Below are 20,703 nucleotides of genomic sequence, written 5' to 3' on the forward strand. Positions count from 1 at the left end.
AGGTATATAACGAAAATCAGGACCGTGGAACCCCTTGTTTTCGGGAAAAAGAGCGCAGATCCGCTCACTGCATTCGGCCTGGGCCAATCCGTGGAATGATCGGCGTCGGCGTTCTTCAGTATAAATTAAAAAGATGTAGCACGCCTCTCGCAGCGCTATTATTGGATAACGGGCTAAATTCTACGCTTCGGCTATGCCTTCCGGAGATTTGTCGGGCGTATTGCGCGGCCCCATCACTCATTCTTATTGTCGAGCTTACCTATTCCAATAACTGCATTTTTATTATGGTTTTTCAGCGTACGAATTTTCAGCGGCGGCCCCGAACAGGAGAGTCGTTGCGCGGTGCGCCGCTCATCCCCGATCAAGTCGGGGACGGGCCGCTCCACATCAGGCGAACCGGATCAGGCAAACCCGATCAGGCGAACCAGCGAGAGACATCGCCGGTCTGACCAACGATGGTGACGCTCACGCCCGGACGCAGATCGATCACGGTGCTGCCGTTCACGACCCGTGCCGACGCGATCACGCTCTTGAGGTCGAGCGACGGGTCGAACAGCGCCAGCCGGTCGGTGCCGGCGGTGAAGTCCATCACCGCCGCTCCGCCGGAAGAGCCGCCCAGGGCGAAGATGTCCGCCCCTTCGCCGCCCCACACCGTGTCGGCTCCCTGGTCGAGGAACAGCAGGTCGTTCCCCGCCCCGCCGGACAGCACGTCGTCCCCGGCGCCGCCGAACAGCGTGTCGTTGCCGTCCTCGCCGAACAGCGTGTCGTTGCCCGCCCCGCCGTCGGCCAGATCGTTGCCCGTCCCCAGCGACAGGATGTCGGTGCCGGCCCCGCCGAACAGCGTGTCGTCCCCCTCCTGCCCGAACAGCGTGTCGTTGCCGTCGCCGCCGTCGGCGATGTCCGCACCGGCCCCCAGCGCCAGGATGTCGTCGCCCTCCTGCCCGAACAGGCTGTCGTTCCCGGTGCCGCCGAACAGGCTGTCGGTGCCGGTCCCGCCGAACAGCGCGTCGTCGCCGTCCTCGCCGATCAGGATGTCGTTGCCCGCACCGCCACCCATGGTATCCCGGCCGGCGCCGCCGCCCATCGTGTCGTTGTCGGTGCCGCCGTCCATCAGGTCGTCGCCGTCGCCGCCGTTCATCAGGTCGTCGCCGCCGTCGCCGTACAGCGTGTCGTTGCCGAGCGTGCTGGCCACCGTGTCGTTGCCGCCACCCCCCGACAGAAGATCATCGCCGGGGCCGAGGATCATCGACTGGCTGCTGGCGTCGCCATAGACCACCTGATTGCCCTCGCCGCCGGTCAGCGTCGCCGCGCCGATCACCGCAGCGAATTCCACCTTGTCGAGCTGGATGGTCAGCGGCCCTGCGGCCCCGGTCGTGTCGATGACCAGGGCTGTCGGCGTGGCAACCCCTGTGATGCTCGCTTGCGTGGTGCCGGTGACACGGACCGCCGTCCCCGGTGCGCCGCCGGATGTTGTGAAGCTGAGCGTGCGCAGCAGCAGGGACGCCTGCTGCGGCAGGGCGTTCAGGAAGCCGGTGCCCCCGCCTGCCAGGTCGGTGCGCGCCGCCGATCCGGCCGCCGTGCGCGCCTCGATCTCGCGGATCAGGTCAGCCCGCGTCTCGGACGGCGCCTCGCGGTTCGCCGGGCCGCTCGCCGTCACGCCGACACCGGTCGGCAGGCCGACCTGCAAGGTGGTCGCCACCACCGGCTGGCCGCTGGCCGGATCGGTCACCGTCTCCCGGACCAGCGGCACGTCGGCCAAGCCGGCGTTCGCGGTGCCGGGATCCTCCACGCGACCGGCGGTGGGCGCCTGGACCACCACCGTGCTGACGGTCTTTCCGTTCGCCTGCGCGGCGGATGTCAGGACCTGGGCGCCGTCCACCAGCGTGCCTGCGGCCTTCGCCACGGTCGCCGACGCGGCCGCCGAGGCGTTGCCCGCCGCGTCGGTCAGCGTAAGCGACAGCGACAGGGTGCCGTCGGCCAAACCGGAGACGTCGAGCCCGCCGAGCGTATCGCTGGCGCTGCGGACCGTCCCCGTCCCGGTCAGCGGCGTGCCGCCACCCGAGGAGGTGAGCGCCCAGCGGTAGGTCGTCCCGATCTCGCCGCCGGAGATGACGAAGCCGACGCTGGTCTGCCTGGCGCGGTCGATAACGCCGCCGGGGGCGCCGCCGCTGAAAGCGATCGAAGGGGCCGATGGAGCCACGGTGTCCACGACGACCGACAGGGCGCCGGAGGCCGGACCGGTGTTGCCCGCCGCGTCGGAGGCCTTTGCCGTGAAGGCGTGGGTGCCGTCGGCCAGCGGTGTCGCGCCAAGGTCGGCGATCCAGGCTCCCGAGGCATCGGCGGTGACCGTCGCCACCACCCTTCCGGTGTCGGACAGGGCGACGCGGCTGTTGGCCTCGGCGGTGCCGCGCACGAACAGTTGGTTGCGGTTGGTGGTGGTCACCGAAAGCATGCCGGCGGCGTCGGTGGTGGCCGCGGTGATCGTCGGGCTGCCCGGCGGCGTGCGGTCCACCATCGGCAGCGTCAGCGTGCCGGTCGCCGGCGTGGTGGCGCCATCGCTGACCGCCACCGCAATGGTCGCCGTGGGGAAGGCGCCACCGGTGATCCGCAGATTGGCCAGGGTCGCGTTCACGTCGGCGACCGAACCGGTGATGGTGACCGTGCCGTCGATGGCCGTCGCGACGCTCGCCTGCCCCGCCGCGGTGGCGCCCAGCGCCGCCCGGGTCGGAGCCAGGGTCACGGTCACCGCACCGCTGTCGGGATCGGCGATCTGGATGCCTCCCAAGGCCGTGGGCAGGCCCTGATCGACGGTGATCGGCTGCGGGAGGGTGAGCGTCGGGGCGATCAGCGTCGCCGGATCGGCAATCGTCACCGCGATGGTCGCGTCGGCGTCGGTCGTCAGCGTGCCGAGGTCGCTGGTGGTCACCCGGATCGTCCCGGACGTCTGCCCCGGCGTGCCCGTAAAGGTCAGCGTCGCCAGCGTGGCCGCGATGTCGGCCTGGGTGCCGAGCAGGCGCCAGACGCCCGCCGACGGCTGCGTCAGCGTCAGCCCACCCTGCGCCGTCAGCGCCAGCGTGCCGCCGGTCGGGGCCAGCGTGACCTGCAGCGTCGCGCTGTCGTAATCGCCGACCGAAAGGCCACTCACCTTGGCCGCGACACCGGCGACCGCCGACAGGGTGGCGGGCAAGGTCTGCTCCGGCGACGACAGCACGCCGATGACGAGAAGGCTGCCGGCGTCGGGGGTCAGGGGCTGGTCGTCGGCCGTGTCGAACCGGATCGACGCGCTGGTGACGTTGCGGGACGCGGTGAACTCCAGCTGCTGCAGCGTGCGGTTCACGTCGTCCAGCGTGCCCGCCAGCCGGATCGCGCCGTTGCCGAGGTCGCTCGCCGTGGCGCCGCCGTAGAGTGGCAGCCGGATGGCGCCGTTGGTCGGCGTCAGCACGACGGTCATGGTGCCGCCGTCGACGTCCGATATCTCCAGCCCGAGCACCTCGCTGGCGGTGCCGGCGACCAGGGTCGGGCTGCTCGGCAGCGTGTTGGTTGGCGGCGACTGGATGGCGACGGTCAACGTGCCGGAGGCGTCGGGGGTAGACGGGTCGTCGTCGGCCAGCACCACGGCGACGCTGCCCGCCGTCTGCCCCTTGGTTCCGGTGAAGACCAGTGAGGCCAGCGTCGTGTTGACGTCGGCCACGCTGCCGCTGACCGTGACGGTGCCATCAAGGGCCGTGCTGACGGTGGCCGGCCCGGCAAGAACCACGCTGCCGTTGCCCGGGGTCAGAGTCGCCGTCACGGTGGCGCTGTCGCCATCGGCCACCGACAGCCCGGCGATGGCCGCGGCCGTCCCCGCCACCACCGTCTGGGCGGCCGGCAGGGTCAGCCTCGGGTTGATCGGGTCGTCGTTGCGGATGGTGCCCGTCGCCGACGCCGTCTCGATCGCCGTCGCGGCGACGGACGGGTTGGACAGGGTGACGGTGAAGGTCTCGTCCGGTTCGATGCCCGTGTCGCCTGCGACCTGGATGGTGATGGCCTTCGTCGCCTCGCCGTCGGCGAAGGAGATGGTGCCCTTGGGCAGCGCCACGCCGAAATCCGCGGCGTCGAGCGTGCTCCCCCCGGATCCATTGCTGGCCGCGACCGCCCAGTCGACCGTCAGCGCGCCGCTTGTGTTGCCGGAACGGGTGACGGTGAAGGTGAAGGCCTTGGAGCTGGTGTCGCCTTCGCGCTTGTCGGCGTCGGTCGCGGCGATGGCGAGGCGCGACGGCACGACGACGGCCACCTGGGCGGTGCTGATCTGCTGCTGAAGGTTGGTGCCGGTGAAGGCGGTGACCACGCCGGTCACGTCGCCGGCGGCGGTGCCGCTGCGCAGCTGGTCGGCCGCCGCGCCCTGCGCCACCACCTGGGCCTGGGCCATCTGGGTCAGCCCGTCGATGCCGCCGCTGTTGGTCGTGCCGGCGGTGACCACCGCGCCGTTCGACGCGGCGATGACGTTCGCCGCACCACTGGTCGCCGCGGCCAGCTTGGCACTGTCCACAGCCCCGATCCGGGTGCCGGCGGCGGCCAGGATGGCGGCCAGGACGACAGGATCGGCAAAGTCGATCGTGCCGCCGGCCGGGACAGCCTTGACCGCGTCGGCGATGGCGCCAACCAGCGCCCGCCCGATCACGCCGCTGGCCCGCGGCGTGCCGATCACCGCCCCGGCGAGCACCGCGCTGCCCTGGACGATCACGTTGGCGACGCTGGCGGCCGCGGCCTGCGTCTTCAGCGCGGTTGCGACGGCCGCGGCGTCCGCCCCCGTTGCCGTCACGGCCACGATGGGATCGTAGGTCAGCAGGTCGAGGCCGGCGTCGAGGCCGAGCTTGCTCTTCAGCTCGGCCGCCGCCGCCGCGATCTGGGCGTCGGTGCCGGCGAGCCCCGCCATGCCCATGATGATGGTGGTCAGCGGCGTGATGACCGAGGCCGAGCCCGGCGCCTCGTAGACGCCGGTGAAGGCGAGGTTGGTCGAGATGTCGGTGCCGCCGACCATGACGATCGGGCCGGATCCGCCCTGGATCGACCAGCTTCCCACCGCGTTGGTGGTCCCCGACGCTTCCCCGCCGTCGAGCTGGCCGTTGGCGTTGGCGTCGGCGAACACCGTGGCGCCGGCGATGTAGCCGTCGATGGCGTGGCCGCCGCGGACGTTGACCAGCACATGGGCGGTGACCGGCGCCGCGCTGCCGAAGCCGAGGCTGGTGACGGTGTTGCCGGCGCTGTCGACGATTTGCGCGCCGTTCAGGTCGATCGTGCCGGCGACGGCGATGCCGTCGCTGTCCAGGTCGTCCGTGGCGACGGCGTAGCGGAACACCAGCGTGCCGGACTCGGCGCGAAGGAAGGTGGCGTAGCGGGTCTGCGTGCCGATGGTCAACGCCAGCCGCGGCGCGCCGGTGCCGGAGACGCTGACCGCGTCGCTGAAGGCGACGGTGAAGTCCAGCGTGTCGCCGCGCGCCGCCAGATAGCGGCCGGCGCCCGGCCCGGTCACCGTGCTGATGGTGGCGGCGCGGTCGTCGTTGAGGATGGTGCCGAGCGCCGACGCGCTTTCCACCGTGATCTTGGCGTCGGCCACCGTGGTCGAGGGGGAGAAGAGAAGGACCCGGAACTGCTCGTTGCCCTCGACCAGCCGGTCGCCGCTGACCGGAACGCTGACGGTCTTGCTGGTCTCGCCGGCGGCGAAGGTGACGGTGCCGCTTGGCAACGTGCCGCCGAAGTCGGCGGCGTCGGCAAGGCTGCCGGTCAGGCCACCGCTATCGACCTGCCATTTGACCGTGGTCGTCCCCGACGTGTCGCCGCGCCGGGTGATCGTGTAGGTCAGGTTTGTGGTGCCGCTGTTGCCCTCCGCGCCGGACAGGCTGGTCGGGCTGATGCCCAGCCACTGGACCGGGGTCAGGCTGATCGTCACCGCGCGGCCGATCAGGCTGGTCCCGTCGGAGACGGCGTAGCTGAAGGCCCCGGCGGCCCCGGTGGCGCCAAAGGGCGGCGTGTAGACCACCGCGGCCAGCTGGTCCGGCGTCAGCGTGTCGCCCACGGCGAGCGCCGTGCCGTCGTAGCGCTGGAGCAGCCCGACCGTCGGCAGCCCGGTGACCGTGATGGTCAGCGGGTCGCCTTCCGGATCGACCGGCTTGTCGATGGACAGGCCGACGCGGCTGGAGTTCTGGTCGATGGCGACCCGCTTGGCCTCCTGCACCGCCGGGGCGGAGTTGACGCCCCGGACGGTGATGGTCAGCGTGGCGGTGGAGGTCGCGCCGGCCCGGTCGGCGACGGTGTAGCCGACCGTCTCCTGCTTGGTCTGGCCGAAGTGCAGCGTGCCGTAGGCGCCGGCCGGGTCGAAGCTGTATCCGCCATCGGCGTTGACGGTCAGCTTGCCACCGCCGGACAAGGTGATGGCCCGGCCAACATTGGCGGCGTCGCCGGCCACCGCGCTGACCGTCAGGCGGTCGCCGGCATCGGGATCCTCGTCGTTGGCGAGCACGCCTCCAGCCGCCGCCACCGCGACGGGGGTGAGCCGGTCGGTGGCCCCCGCGTCGTTCCTGGCGACCGGCGTGTCGTTGACGTCGGCGACCTGGATGGTCAGCAGGCCGGAGACCGCCGCGCCGGACCTGTCGGTGGCGGTGATGCGCACCGTCCGGGTGCCGACGTCGGCGTTGCCCGGCGTGCCGGACAGCCGGCCGGTGGCCGCGTCGAAGCTGAGCCAGCCGGGCAGGGCCGACCCGTCACCGCTCGTCGCGCTCAAGGTGAGGCTGTCGCCGGTATCGGCGTCGGTGAAGGTGCCGGCCGCGACCGTGTAGGAAAAGGCCTGCCCCTGGTCCACGTTGCGGGTGCCGGGCGTCTGGGCCAGAACGGGACGATCGTTGACCGACAGGGCACTGATGCTGGTGACGGTGTCCGTCGCCGACGCGCCGTCCGCGTCGGTGACCGTCACGGTGAAGGCCGTGGCTTCCAGCCCGCCCGGTGCCATGCGGTTGGCCGCCGGCTGGAAATCGAGCAGCCGAAGGGCGGCCTGCGCCGCCGTGGCGGAGGTCGCGGACAGGCTGTAGGTGCCGCCAGCGGTCTTGGTGAAGCCGCTGGCCTCCAGGCTGGCCTGCGTGAAGGCGCCGGTGGCGTCGCCGACGGTGCCGGCCCCGACGCCAGCCGTGTCGCGCACCGTCACCACGACGGTCTGGGCCTGGGCGGCCTCGGCGTCCGAAACGGTCAGAGTGGAAAAGGGCCGACGGCTGGCGGTGTCGTCGACCGTCTGGCCGGCCACGGCGCCGCCGAGGACGGGGGCCGTGTTGCTGGGCGGACTCCGGGTGTCGATGGCGTAGCCGGCCGAGGCCGCCGCGGCCGTCGGGGCGTTGCCGGCGGCATCGCTCCAGCCCGTGGCGACGGTGATCCGGTTGTCGGAGGCGAGCGTCTCCACGGTCGGGGTCAGGGTGGCGGTGTAGACCAGCCCGTCGCTGCCGGGCAGGACGGACAGGTTCGACAGCGTGCCGTGCTGCACGGTGACGGCGGCGGTGGAGAAGCCCACCGGCGCCTCGCTGAAGGTGAAGGTGACGGTCGCCGTCTCCCCCGCCCCGAGCGTCGTCCTGCTCAGCGCGATGGCAACGGACGGCGCTCCAGTGTCGATGCTGACGGTCAGCGCGGTGGACGCTGCGGAGGTGTTGCCTGCCGCGTCAGCCACCGTGGCGGTCAGGCTGTGGGCGCCATCGCTCAGCGAGGCGGCGGTGATGGTCCAGGCACCAGGGGCGGCCATCGTCGCCGTACCCAGCACCGTCGCACCGTCGTACAGCACGACCGTGCCGGCCTCGGCCGCGGTGCCGGTGATCGCCGGGGCTGCGACGTTGGTCAGCGTGTCGGCTGTAGAGCCACTGTTCGACGAGACGGCCAGTGCCAGCCCCGTCGGGGCCAAAGCGCGGGTGTCCACGGTCACGGTCAGCGCGGCGGAGGCGGCGGAGGGGTTGCCCGCCGCGTCGGTCGCCTTGGCGATCAGGCTGTGCACGCCGTCGGCGAGGGACGCCGCGGCGATCGTCCAGGCGCCGGGCGCGGCGACGGTCGCCGTGCCCAAGGCTGTCGTCCCGTCGTACAGGACGACCGTGCCCGCCTCGGCCGTGCTGCCGGTGATCGTCGGTGTCGTGACGTTGGTCAGCGTGTCGGCCGTGGAGCCGCTGTTGGAAGCCGCCTCCAGCGCCAGTCCGCTCGGGGCAGCGGCGGCGGTATCCACCGTGACGGTCAGCGCGGCCAAAGGCGAAGAGGTGTTGCCCGCCGCATCAGCCACCGTGGCGGTCAGCGTGTGCACGCCGTCGGCGAGGGACGCCGCAGCAATCGTCCAGGCACCAGGGCCGGCCATCGTCGCCGTACCCAGCGCCTTTGCGCCCTCGTACAGCACGACCGTGCCGGCCTCGGCGACGCTGCCGGTGATCGCCGGGGCCGTGACGCTGGTCAGCGTGTCCGCGGTCGAGCCGCTGTTCGACGAAGCCGCCAACGCCAGCCCCGTTGGGGCCAAAGCGCCGGAATCGATGGTCACCGTCAGTTCGGTCGAGGCGGACGAGGTGTTGCCCGCTGCGTCGGTCGCCGTGGCGGTCAGGCTGTGGGTGCCGTCGCTCAGCGAGGCGGCGGTGATGGTCCAGGCTCCGGCCGTGGAGGCCGTCGCCGTGCCCACGGCCGTGTTGCCCTCGTACAGCACCACTGTACCAGCCTCGGCGACGCTGCCGGTGATCGCCGGGGCTGTGACGTTGGTCAGCGTGTCGGCTGTAGAGCCACTGTTCGACGAGACGGCCAGTGCCAGCCCCGTCGGGGCCAAAGCGCCGGTGTCCACGGTCACGGTCAGCGCGGTGGAGGCGGCGGAGGTGTTGCCTGCCGCGTCGGTCGCCTTGGCGGTCAGGCTGTGCGCGCCATCGCTCAGGGAGGCCGCGGCGATCGTCCAAGCGCCGGGCGCGGCGACGGTCGCCGTGCCCACGGCTGTCGTCCCGTCGTACAGGACGACCGTGCCCGCCTCGGCCGTGCTGCCGGTGATCGTCGGTGTCGTGACGTTGGTCAGCGTGTCGGCCGTGGAGCCGCTGTTGGAAGCCGCCTCCAGCGCCAGTCCGCTCGGGGCAGCGGCGGCGGTATCCACCGTCACCGTCAGCGCGGCCGAAGGCGAAGAGGTGTTGCCCGCCGCATCGAAGGATTTGGCCGTGAGGCTGTGCACGCCGTCGGCGAGGGACGCCGCAGTGACTGTCCAGGCTCCCGGAGCGGCGACGGTCGCGGTGCCCACGGCTGTCGTCCCGTCGTACAGGACGACCGTGCCCGCCTCGGCCATGCTGCCGGTGATCGTCGGTGCCGCGACGTTGGTCAGGGTGTCGGCTGTAGACCCGCTGTTCGAGCCGGCTTCCAGGCTCAGCGCACCCGGTGCCGGAACGCTGGTGTCGATCGTCACGGTCAGTGCGGCCGAACCTGGCGAGGTGTTGCCCGCCACGTCGGTCGCCCTGGCGGTCAGGCTGTGCACGCCGTCGGCGAGGGACGCCGCAGCGATCGTCCAGGCACCAGGGCCGGCCATCGTCGCCGTACCCAGCGCCGTTGCCCCCTCGTACAGCACAACCGTGCCGGCCTCGGCCACCGTGCCGGTGATCGCCGGGGCCGTGACGTTGGTCAGCGTGTCGGCGGTGGACCCGCTGTTCGACGCGGCGGCCAGGGCCAGCCCGGTCGGGGCCAACGCGCCGGTGTCGATGCTGACCGTCAGCGCGGTCGAGGCCGCGGAGGTGTTGCCGGCCGCGTCGCTTACCTTCGCGGTCAGGCTGTGAACGCCGTCACTCAGCGAGGCCGCGGTGATGGTCCAAGACCCAGCGGAGGCCACCGTGGCCGTGCCCAGGGCCGTTGCCCCCTCGTACAGCACCACCGTGCCCGCCTCGGCGACGCTGCCGGTGATCTCCGGGGCCGGGACGCTGGTCAGCGTGTCGGCGGTGGACCCGCTGTTCGACGCGGCGGCCAGGGCCAGCCCGGTCGGGGCCAACGCGCCGGTGTCGATGCTGACCGTCAGCGCGGTCGAAGCGGACGAGGTGTTGCCGGCCGCGTCGCTTACCTTCGCGGTCAGGCTGTGAACGCCGTCACTCAGCGAGGCCGCGGTGATGGTCCAAGACCCAGCGGAGGCCACCGTGGCCGTGCCCAGGGCCGTTGCCCCCTCGTACAGCACCACCGTGCCCGCCTCGGCGACGCTGCCGGTGATCTCCGGGGCCGGGACGCTGGTCAGCGTGTCCAACGTGGACCCGCTGTTCGACGCCACCGCCAGGGCCAAGCCCGTCGGCGCCGAAGCCTCCGTGTCGATGCTCACGGTCAGCGCCGTGGAGGCTGCGGAGGTGCCGGCGGCGTTGATCGCCTTGGCGGTCAGGCTGTGGGCGCCGTCGGACAGCGAAGCTGCGCTGACCGTCCACAGGCCGGATGCGTCGGCGGTCGCCGTGCCCAGCGCGGTTGTGCCGTCGCTGTCGTACAGCACCACCGTCGCGGAGGCCACAGACGTACCGGTGATGGCCGGGGTGGCAACGTTGGTCAGGGTGTTGGTGGTCGAGCCACCGTTCGACGCCGCGCTCAGACCCAAGCCGCCCGGCGTGGGCGGCGGCGGCATCTGTAGGTTTACCACAAGGGCGCCGTCGAAATTCCCGGTAATGACGTCGAGGTCGCCGTCGCCGTCGATGTCCACCACCGTCGGCCTGGAAGCATAGCCGCCGTTGCTCAGGCCGAAGAGGTTGGTGCCGACCAGCGTGAAGCTGGGCTCCGCCACCGTCCCGACATTGCGGTAGAACAGCAGGTTGCCGTTCCAATCGCCGGTGAGGAAGTCGAGGTCGCCGTCCCCGTCAAGGTCCACCAGCGTCGGGTTGGAGTCGCCGTCGTCGCTGCCGAGACCGAGGTTGAGGCCAAAGGGGTTGGTGCCCTCCAGCGTGAAGCTGGGCGCCGCCGTCGTTCCGATATTGCGGTAAAACAGCAGGTTGCCGTCGAGATTGCCGATGAGAATGTCGAGGTCACCGTCGCCGTCGATGTCCGCAAACGTCGAACTGGCGTTGTTGCCGACGTTGCCGAGGCCGAAGGGGTTGGTGCTCTCGAGTGTGAAGCTGGGCGCCGCCGTCGTTCCGACGTTGCGATAGAAGAGGTGGTCGCCTAGGCCGTCACCAATGAAGACATCGCGATCGCCGTCACCGTCGATGTCCACCAGCACCGGGCTGGCGACATCGCTCACTTTGTCCAGGCCGAAGGGGTCGGTGCCCTCCAGCGTGAAACTGGGCGCGGTGCTCGTCCCGACATTGCGGTAGAACACCGTGTCGCCGGCCCAGTTGCCGATGAGGACATCCAGGTCGCCGTCGCCGTCAAGGTCCGCAAACGTCGGATTGGCAAAATTGGCGACATTGGCGAAGCCGAAGGGGTTCGAGACCGGCAAGCCAAAATTGGGATCGCCCGGAGTGACGTTGCGGGTCGCCTGTCCACTGACGGCACCCGCCACGTTGGTAGCCACGTCCCGCGTCACCGCGCCCGTGCCCGGCGGGGTGTAGTCCACCGTTACCGTCTGGTATTTGCTCACCGCGCCGGCGAGCGTCAGCGTCACCGTCGAACCGCTGGCGTCGGCCGCCGTCACGCCGCGAACCACCCCGTCCACCGTCACCGCGAAGGCCGAGGCCACCGCGTCGGACGCCCCGTCCAGCGCTTCCGAATAGGTCAGCGTCAATAACGTCTCGTTGACCGAGGCCGCGACCAGCGACGGCGCGCTCCTGTCGATGGTCAGGAGCAAAGAGCCCGAGGCCCCGCTTTCGACTCCGGACGCGATCACCTTGGCGGTCAGCGTCCAGGCTCCATCCGCAAGCGCCGTGCCGGGGACCACCGACCAGGCGCCGGAGCCGTTGGCCGTCCCCGTCCCGATCTCGACACCGTTTCCGTACAGATGCACGACGCTGCCGGCGTCGGCGGTTCCCGTCAATGTGGGCTGCGACGCATTGGTCACCGCGTCGCCGGACGCGCCGCTGTCCGAACCCGGGTTGAGCACCGGAGTGGACGGGCTGCCTGGAATTACGATCAGTGTGTCGGTGCCGTTCAGCGCCAACGTCTGGAACGGCGTGTAGACGGTCTCGACGCCGGAAACGAAGAGGGTCCCGACGCTGCCGGGCGGGGAGAAGGTCACCACGTCCGTGCCGGTTCCGCCGACCAGCGTCTCCAGCGCGGACACCGTCACCGTGTTGCCGTCGCTGCCCAGCGTCACAACGTCGGTGCCACTGCCGCCGGTCAGCGTTTCGACGCCGCTCACCAGCAGCGTGTTGCCACCGGCGCCGAGCGTCACCACGTCCGTGCCGGCGCCGCCGGCCAGCGTCTCCAGCGCGGACACCGTCAGCGTGTTGCCGCCGCTGCCCAGCGTCACGAAATCCGTATTGGCGCCGCCGGCCAGCGTTTCGATGCCGCTCACCTGCAGCGTGTTGCCGCCGGTGTTGAGCGTCACCACGTCCGTGCCGGCGCCGCCGGTCAGCGTCTCCACCCGCCAGACCGTCAGCGTGTTGCCGCCGCTGCCCAGCGTCACGATATCCAGACCGCTGCCGCCGGTCAGAGTCTCGACGCCGCTGACCGTCATCTCGTTGCTGCCGGTGCTGAGCGTCACCCGGTCGGTGCCGGCGCCGCCGGTCAGCGTCTCCACCTGCCAGACCAGCAGCGTGTTGCCGCCGCCGCCCAGCGTCACCGCGTCGGTGCCGCTGCTGCCGGTCAGCGTGTCGATTCCGCTCACCTGCAGCGTGTTGCCGCCGGAGTCGGAGAGGGTCACGATTTCGATGGCGGAACTGCCGATCAGCGTTTCGATGGACGACACCAACATCGTGCTGCTGAAGGTGCCGCCGAGCGTCACCACGTCGGTGCCGGCGCTGCCGACCAGCGTGTCGAGCCGCGACACCGTCAGCGTGCTGCCGCCGCTGTCGCCGAGCGTCACGAAATCCTGAGCGGCGTTGCCGTTCAGCGTTTCGATGCCGGTCACCAGAGCGGTCAGGCCGCCCGCGGTGACGTTCAGCACATCGGTGCCGACGCCGCCGGTCAGAGTCTCCAGCGCCTGCACCGTCAGCGTGTTGCCGCCGCTGCCCAGCGTCACCACGTCGGTGCCGGAACCGCCGAACAGCGACTCCAGCAGCGACACGAACAGTGTGTTGCCGCCGGAGAGCAGCGTCACCGCGTCGGTGCCGGCACCCCCGGTCAACGTTTCGATGCCGCTCACCCGCAGCGTGTTGCCGCCGGTGTTGAGAGTCACCACGTCGGTGCCGGACCCGCCGATCAGCGTCTCCACCAGCCGGACCAGCAGCGTGTTGCCGCCGCTGCCCAGCGTCACGAAATCCACATTGGAGCCGCCGGTCAGCGTCTCGATCCCGATCACCAGCGTCGTGTTGCCGCCGCTGCCCAGCGTCACCACATCGGTGCCGATGCCGCCCGTCAGCGTTTCGACCTTCGACACCGTCAGCGTGTTGCCGTCGGTCGCGAGCGTCACCACGTCGGTGCCGATGCCGCCGGTCAGCGTTTCGATGCCGCTCACCGCCAGCGTGTTGCCAACGCTGTCGAGCGTCACCACGTCGGTGCCGGAACCGCCGACCAGCGTCTCGATCAACCGGACCAGCATCGCGTTGCCGCCGCTGCCCAGCGTCACCACGTCGGTGCCGGAGCCACCGGCCAGCGTCTCCACCAGCCGGACCAGCACCGTGTTGCCGCCGCTGCCCAGCGTCACGAAATCCGTATTGGCGCCACCGGTCAGCGTTTCGATGCCGTTCACCAGCACCGTGTTGCCGCCGGAGTTGAGCGTCACCACGTCGGTGCCGGCGCCGCCCGTCAGCGTTTCGACCTTCGCCACCGTCAGCGTGTTGCCGTCGGTGGCGAGCGTCACCGCGTCGGTGCCGATGCCGCCGGTCAGCGTTTCGACGCCGGTCACCCTCAACGTGTTGCCGCTGCTGGCCAGCGTCACCACGTCGGTGCCGGCGCCACCGGTCAGCGTTTCTAGGCCGCCCACCAGCAGCGTGTTGCCGCTGCTGCCCAGCGTCACCGTGTCGGTGCCGCTGCCGCCGATCAGCGTCTCGATCCGGCTCACCAGCAGCGTGTTGCCGCCGCTGCCCAGTGTCGCCACGTCGGTGCCGCTGCCGCCGGTCAGCGTTTCGACCCCGGTGACGATGAAGGTCGCCCCGATGGAACCGAGCGTCACCACGTCGGTGCCGGCGCCGCCGGTCAGGGTGTTGACCTGCGACAGCGTGATCGTGGTGCCGCCGTTGCCCAGCGTCACGGTGACCGGCGAGACGTTCCGGAAATACGTCTTGTCGCCGCCTTCGATGCCGAACAGCAGATCGAGGTCGCCGTCGCCGTCGAGATCGCCCAGGGCCGGTCGCGGGTACGCCCCCGGGTCGCCCGTCATGAAGGCGTTCGTCCCGGGCGGCGAAAAGGTCGGGGACGCCGTCGTCCCGGTGTTGATGTAGACGAGGTTCTTGTTGATGAGGTCGACGTCGCCGTCCCCATCGATGTCCTTCAGCACCGGCGCGGAGTATTCATCAGCGCGAAGCATGCCGAAGACGTTGGTGCCGACCAGCGAGAAGGTCGGCGCCAGCGACGTCCCGTCGTTGCGGTAGTACAGCAGATCGCCGACGGCGTTGCCGATCACGAGGTCGAGGTCATGGTCGCCGTCCAGGTCGGCGAAGCTCGGCGCTCCGTAACCGCCGCTGGATTGGATGCCGAAAAGGTTGGTGCCTTCCAGCGAGAAAGTCGGCGCCTGCGCCGACGTCCCGTTGTTGCGGAAGAACAGGGTGGTGCCGGCGTGGTTGCCGATGAACAGGTCGAGATCGCCGTCGCCGTCGATGTCCGCCAGGGCGGGAAGCGCGCCGCCCTGGCTCAGGTTGGCGATGCCGAAGAGATCGGTCCCCTCCAGCGAGAAGGTCGGCGCCAGCGACGTTCCGTTGTTACGGAAGAAGACCGTGTCTCCGCCCGAGTTGCCGACCAGGAGGTCGAGATCGCCGTCGCCATCGAGATCCGCCAGCGCCGGCGCGCCCTCGGTCCCACTGTTGGAGAGGCCGAAGCTGTTGGTGCCGATCACTGTGAAGGTTGGATTCGCCACGCTCGTTCAGCTCCCTACCTCACGCGGCCGGCACCGGCGCTGGCCTTAGACAAATCGATACGGCATCGAGACATGATTATCAGTATACGCGATACTTGCCAGCCAAATTATAGTATGTCCACATACAACTGCACGTGGGAGGATTTTCAGTCCGTTGATGGGCTCTTCCATTTCCCCACTAAGACCTCACCACCTGACGTGGCAAGGCACTCCATCCGAAACAATGCATAAATTGGGTTGAATTGTGACACCCTGCCGCGCGCAGGGCTTGGTGGACAGCCTGCCGGCACCGAATCAAAGCCGAGCGGGCCGGATGGCTTGGCGGCGGGACAACCGATACAATCGCAATCCTGGACCGGGCGCCGGATCGGTGTCCGACCCGATTCTTGATCACGCAAGCGTGGATGCATGCCGACAGACAGCCGCAGCAGCGAATCGGAACCCGACGACGACGGGCTCATGGCCAGGCTGGAGGCCGTCCTCGCGGCCAATCCCCGCGATGGCGGCGCCTGGAGCACGCTCGGCCTCCTGCTGCGCCGCGCCGGGAGGCTGGACGCCGCCATCGCCTGCCACCGGCGGGGCCTGGAGTTCGCGCCGGACAACCGCAGTATCTGGGCCAGCATCTGGAGCAATCTGGGCAACGCCTTGACGGAAGCCGGCCGATTCGACGAGGGGGTGGCCGCACAGGGCGAGGCGCTCCGGCTCGATCCGGACAACGCGACCGTCCTTCACAACGGCGTCATCGCGCTGCGCAAGGCGGGGCGCTTCCGGGAGGCGCTCGCCCTGATCGACCAGGCCTTCATCCGTCAGGCGGCGGAGGAGCGGGCCGCGACGCCTGAGCCGCGGTGGGCCAACCTGCTGTGGGCCAACCTGCTGTGGGAACGCGCGCTCGCCCGGCTTCAGGTCGGCGACTACGTCCACGGCTTCGCGGACTACGAGGCCCGCCGGGGGCTGTCCGCCTTCCACGGCAGGACGCCGTCGGGGCCGGTCTGGGACGGCGGCCCGCTGGACGGACGCAGCATCCTGCTGTCCGCCGAGCAGGGATTCGGCGACGCGCTCCTGATGGCGCGCTACGTGCCGCTGGTCAAGGCACGGGGCGGCCGGGTGCTGTACGAGTGCCATCCGGAACTGCGGCGGGTGCTGTCGGGGCTGGAGGTGGACGGCTTCGTCCCGCCGGGAGCAGCAGCGCCGCCCTTCGACGTGGAGGCGTCGCAGATGAGCCTGCCGGGGCTGTTCGGCACCACCCTGGCCTCGGTTCCGCCGCCGGCGCGCCTCGCCATCCCGCAGGACGCCCGCGACAAGGCCGCCCGTCGCCTCGGCGCGCGGGAGCCGGGCACCCTGCGCGTCGGCATCGTGTGGTCGGGCCGGGTGACCTTCGCCGACAACGGCCGGCGCGCCACCAGCCTCTCCCGCTTCCTGCGGTTCGCCGAGGTGCCGGGCGTGCGGCTCTACAGCCTTCAGAAGGGGCCGCCCGAGGCCGAACTGCCCGACCTCGGGGCGGGCGGCCGTCTGGTGACGCCGCTCGGCCCCGAGCTGGACGATTTCGCCGACACGGCCGCCGTCCTGGAACAGCTCGACCTCGTCATCATGACCGACAGCGCCGTCGCGCACCTCGCCGGTTCGCTCGGCACGCCGGTCTGGAACCTCGTGCAGCACGTCCCCTATTGGATTTACGGATGTTCCGGCGAGCACACGCCGTGGTACCCGACGATGCGCCTGTTCCGCCAGGGGCGCGACCTGGACTGGGGGCCGGTGTTCGCGGCGGCGGCGGAGGCCCTGCGCGACGAGGTCAGTCGGAGGACAGGGCGGTAGTGGATTCGGTCCCGGCCGGGCCGATCCAACCGTGCCACAGGCCGCGGTAGGCCTCCTCGACCGCCTCCGCGAAGCCCCGGTGGTCGAGGAGGGGGGAGCGCTCCAGCATGCCCCGCAAGCCCCGGCGCAACGCGGCGAGGCGCTGCGGATCGCGTGCCAGGGCGACGGCGGCCTCGACATAGCCGGCCTCGTCCGCGGCGACGAGGTCCGGCAGCCCGCATTGGGTCAGCAGGCTGGCGCCCACCCGCGACACATGGTGCCGGCCGGCCAGCGTGACGACCGGCACGCCCATCCACAGCGCCTCGCAGGTGGTGGTGGTGCCGTTGTAGGGGAACGGGTCGAGCGCGATGTCGATGCGGCCGTAGGCCAGCAGGTGATCGTCGGCCTCGGGCAGGGGGGGCAGCAGGTCGATCCGGGCGGGCGCTATGCCCCGGTCCGCGAAGTGCCGGGCATAGCGGGCGCGCGTCGGCGGGTCCGTGAAGGCGCCGCTCTTGAGGACCAGCCGGGCGGACGGCAGCCGCGCCAGGATGGCCGACCAGACCCGCACCACCTCCGGAGTCACCTTTGCGGCGTTGTTGAAGGAACCGAAGGTGACGATGCCGCCGGCCAGCGCCGGAGGGTCCAGCGGCGCGTCGATGCCCTGCGGCGGCCGGTAGGCGAGAAACCCCTTGGGCAGGCGGATCAGTTTCTCGGCGTGCCAGCCGTCGGCCGGGCCCGGCGGATCGGCGATGCCGTCGGTCAGGCGGGCGTCGACCACCGGCATGCCGGTGGTGTCGGGATAGCCCAGCCAGGCGACCTGCACCGGGGCCGGCTTGCGGGCGAAGAGCAGCGGCCGGCCCCCGGCGGTGTGGCCGGCCAGATCGACCAGGATGTCGACGCGGTCGCGCTCGATCAGCGCGGCGGCCGCCGCGTCGTCCAGGCTGGACAGCGACCGCCATCCGTCGGCCAGCGCCTTCAGCCGGTCGGTCACGGCGTCCTCGCGCCGCGACAGGGCATAGCCGATCACCTCCACCGCCGCGCGGTCGTGCCCCCGCAGCAGGGCTTCGATGAAATGGGCGCAGGCGTGGGCGCGGAAGTCGGGCGAGACATAACCCACCCGCAGCCGACGGCCGGGGCTGCGGTCGTTGGCGAAGCGCTTGGCCTCCGGCATGAGCGGCCGGGCGTGCCGCTCGTTCCAGAAGGCGTGGGCGCGCGCGATGACCTCGGGCGGCACCCAGGGCGTGTAATGCAGGGCGAACAGCAGGTTGGAATGCAGCAGGGCGAGACCGGGATGGCGCTCCAGCCCCCTTTGCAGGACCTGGATGGCCTCCTCGACCCTCCCCTGCCCCTTCAGGGCCTCGCCCAGGTTGACGACGGGCTGCGGCAGGTCCGGCCGCGCCGCGATGGCCGCCCGGTAAAGGTCGATGGCATGGCTCGACTCCCCCAACCGCTTGTGGACGTCGCCCAGGTTGCTGAGCGCCTCCCCCATGCCGGGCTTCAGCCGGAGCGCCCGGCGGTAGGCGGATGATGCCTCCCCATCATCGCCGGCGGCTTGGCACAGGTTGCCGGCGTTGAACCAGGCGTCGGCGTAGTCCGGGCGCAGGGCCAGCGCCACGCGGACCGCCACGACCGCCTCGTCCACCCGCCCCAGATCGGCCAACGCGCAGGACAGGTTGCTGCGGACCGCCGCGTCTTCCGGAGAGGTCCGGACGGCTTGGCGGTAGCAGGCGACGGCATCGTCCCCCCTCCCCGTGGCGCGCAGCAGGATGGCGAGGTTGTTGTTGGCGTGGGCATGGCCGGGGTCGGCGCGCAGGACCGCGCGGTAACCGGCCTCCGCCGCGTCGAGCCGGCCGGCCCGATGATCGGCCATGGCAGTGGCGAAGGCTGCATCGGTTTGGTTTGCGTCGGTCCTGGCCGTCACCGCAGGCCCGCCTCGTCGAGAATGGCAAGCAGGCGGTCCGCCGCCCGGCCCCAGGAAAAATTTTGCAGCAGGTGGTCGCGCGCGGACGGACGGCCTGCGTCATCGCCGCGAAGAATGCCGGCCAGGATGGCCGCCGCGGCGTCCTCGTCCGGGTTCCACCAGTCGAGCCCGTGGAAGGGCGGAAAGGGCTGATCGCTGTAGGGCAGGAATGCGGGTGCGACCTTGGCCGGAATCAGGCGGGCGACCCGGTCGTCCAGGTAATCCACATAGGCCGAATGGCGCGGCGCGATCAGGCCCAGCCCCAAGGCTCCCGCCGTGACCATGGGGAGATCCCAGCCCTCACCGTGCGACATGCTCCAGTAGTGGGTCGCCGTGCGCACCAGCGCCGTCATGTCGGCGTCGGTCAGGGTGTGATCGACCAGCACCACCGGCGCCGCGTCCGCCAACCGCCGGCCCACCGCGGATTCCGACCGCCGGACCAGGGTGGCGAGTTCCGCGCGCAGGGCCGGGTTGCCGCCCTTGCCCAGCTTCAGAATAAGCACCGCGTCGTCGGCCCGCACCGTGCTCCGCAGCCAGACCCGCAGCAGCCCGTCGATGTTCTTGCGGGGAATGAAGTCCGAGATGTTGAGGAAGCGGTGCCGATAGCTGGACACCGGCCGTCCGCCCGGATCCACGAGGGTCAGCGGACCGTCGCCGCCCGGTTCGCCTTGCGGATCGACGCCCAGCGGGCAGACCCGCAGGCGATCCTCCGGATAGCCCGCCGCCATCCAGGCGATGCGGGACGATTCGCAGGGCACAACGATCAGGTCGCTGAGGTCGCTCTGCCGTCGCCACGCCGGGGGAAGCCTCGGTCCCTCGAACATGGTGAAGGTCACCGTGGCGAGGCCGGGCACCCGCTCGACCGCGGACGGGATGAGGAAATTCACCATGGCCCTGGCCGGCACCGGCCGGTCGAGGTTCTCGGCCGTCCAGGATTCCGGACCCTTGACCCCGATCGCCTGGAGCGGCACGCCCCGCGCGCGCAACGCCTGGATGAAGCGTCGGCAGGCATAGCCATAGCCCGAGCTGTTCGCGAAGGCGCCGCGGATGACCAGCCCGCGTTCCGCCGTCGCAAGGGGAGCGGCCGCCATGGCCGCTTGGTAGCGCTCGCAGCGCGCCATGCCGTCGAGCGCGCCCGAAGTGGTCGGGTTGAGCCGAAGCGCGCGGCGGAACGCGCCGGCGGCTTGCGTCACCCGGCCAAGCCCCAGCAGCGCTTCGCCGAGCCTGACATAGGCGAGGACGCCGTCGGGGGTGATTCCGATGGCGCGGCGCAGGTCGCCGACAGCGCCCGCGACATCGCCGTCGAGACTTCGCACCACGCCCAGGTTGAGCCAATGCACGCCCGCCCGTAGGTCGAGGCGGGCCGCCCGCCGGAAGAACCGCAGGGAACCCTCCAGATCCCCCGCTTCCATCGACACCGTGCTTAACCGGCTGCAAGCCTCCAGCGATTCGGGCCGACACGCCACCAGCCGGCGCAGCACCCGCCCGGCCGCCGCCCACTCCCGCCGGTGTTGCAGCACGACGGCGAGGTTGGTCAGCGCTGCGGTGTGGCCGGGGGCGATCCGGACCGCCTCGTTCAGGACCTCCACCGCCGCGCCGTCCTCGCCGGACGAGAACAGCGAGGCGCCCAGGAGGTTGAGCGCGTCGGCGTGCCGGGGCTCGTCCGCCAGGATGGCCCGGCAGGCGCCGATGGCGTCATCAAGCCGACCGGCGCGATAAAGCCGGGTTGCCGTCTCGATGCTGGCCGTCACGGCCGATCCTCCCCCCTGTAAATCGGCGACTGCGTATCGGCGACTGTATCGGCCTGCGCCTTCTGCTATCCTAGCGTCACCGGCGCCATGTGGCGAGGTTGGGGGCAAGGTTTGCAGGG

General features: G+C 70.9%; 4 protein-coding genes. 1 reads left to right on the top strand and 3 read right to left on the bottom strand.

What is annotated here, in order from left to right; all coding sequences use genetic code 11:
- Positions 1-415: 415 nt before the first annotated feature.
- Positions 416-15,082 (bottom strand): Ig-like domain-containing protein, encoded by a 14,667-nt coding sequence (locus tag ACSVC7_RS12270; RefSeq protein ID WP_483508325.1) that lies wholly within the window; start codon positions 15,080-15,082, stop codon positions 416-418.
- Between the two features lie 408 nt (positions 15,083-15,490).
- Here ACSVC7_RS12270 and ACSVC7_RS12275 point away from each other — a divergent pair, with 408 nt between their 5' ends.
- Positions 15,491-16,894: a tetratricopeptide repeat protein gene (locus ACSVC7_RS12275; RefSeq protein WP_448205818.1), complete on the top strand. Its 1,404-nt coding sequence runs from the start codon at positions 15,491-15,493 to the stop codon at positions 16,892-16,894.
- Here the strand turns inward: ACSVC7_RS12275 and ACSVC7_RS12280 are convergent.
- Both ACSVC7_RS12280 and ACSVC7_RS12285 read right to left on the bottom strand, forming a co-directional pair.
- Positions 16,872-18,794 carry an O-linked N-acetylglucosamine transferase, SPINDLY family protein gene (locus tag ACSVC7_RS12280; RefSeq protein ID WP_448205819.1) on the bottom strand — a complete coding sequence of 641 codons (1,923 nt, stop codon included), beginning with the start codon at positions 18,792-18,794 and terminating at the stop codon, positions 16,872-16,874. The two genes, ACSVC7_RS12275 and ACSVC7_RS12280, sit on opposite strands and share 23 nt — an antisense overlap.
- The gene (locus tag ACSVC7_RS12285; RefSeq protein ID WP_448205820.1) at positions 18,791-20,584 is read right to left on the bottom strand and encodes a tetratricopeptide repeat protein; all 1,794 of its coding nucleotides are present in this window, start codon (positions 20,582-20,584) and stop codon (positions 18,791-18,793) included. Before ACSVC7_RS12285 ends, ACSVC7_RS12280 begins: the two co-directional genes overlap by 4 nt.
- Between the last annotated feature and the right edge of the window lie 119 nt (positions 20,585-20,703).

This window comes from Azospirillum mesophilum (assembly GCF_053470405.2).

Coding starts and splice junctions, on each gene's coding strand:
- ACSVC7_RS12275 (WP_448205818.1), top strand. CDS start 15,491: ATGCCGACAGACAGCCGCAGCAGCGAATCGGAACCCGACGACGACGGG.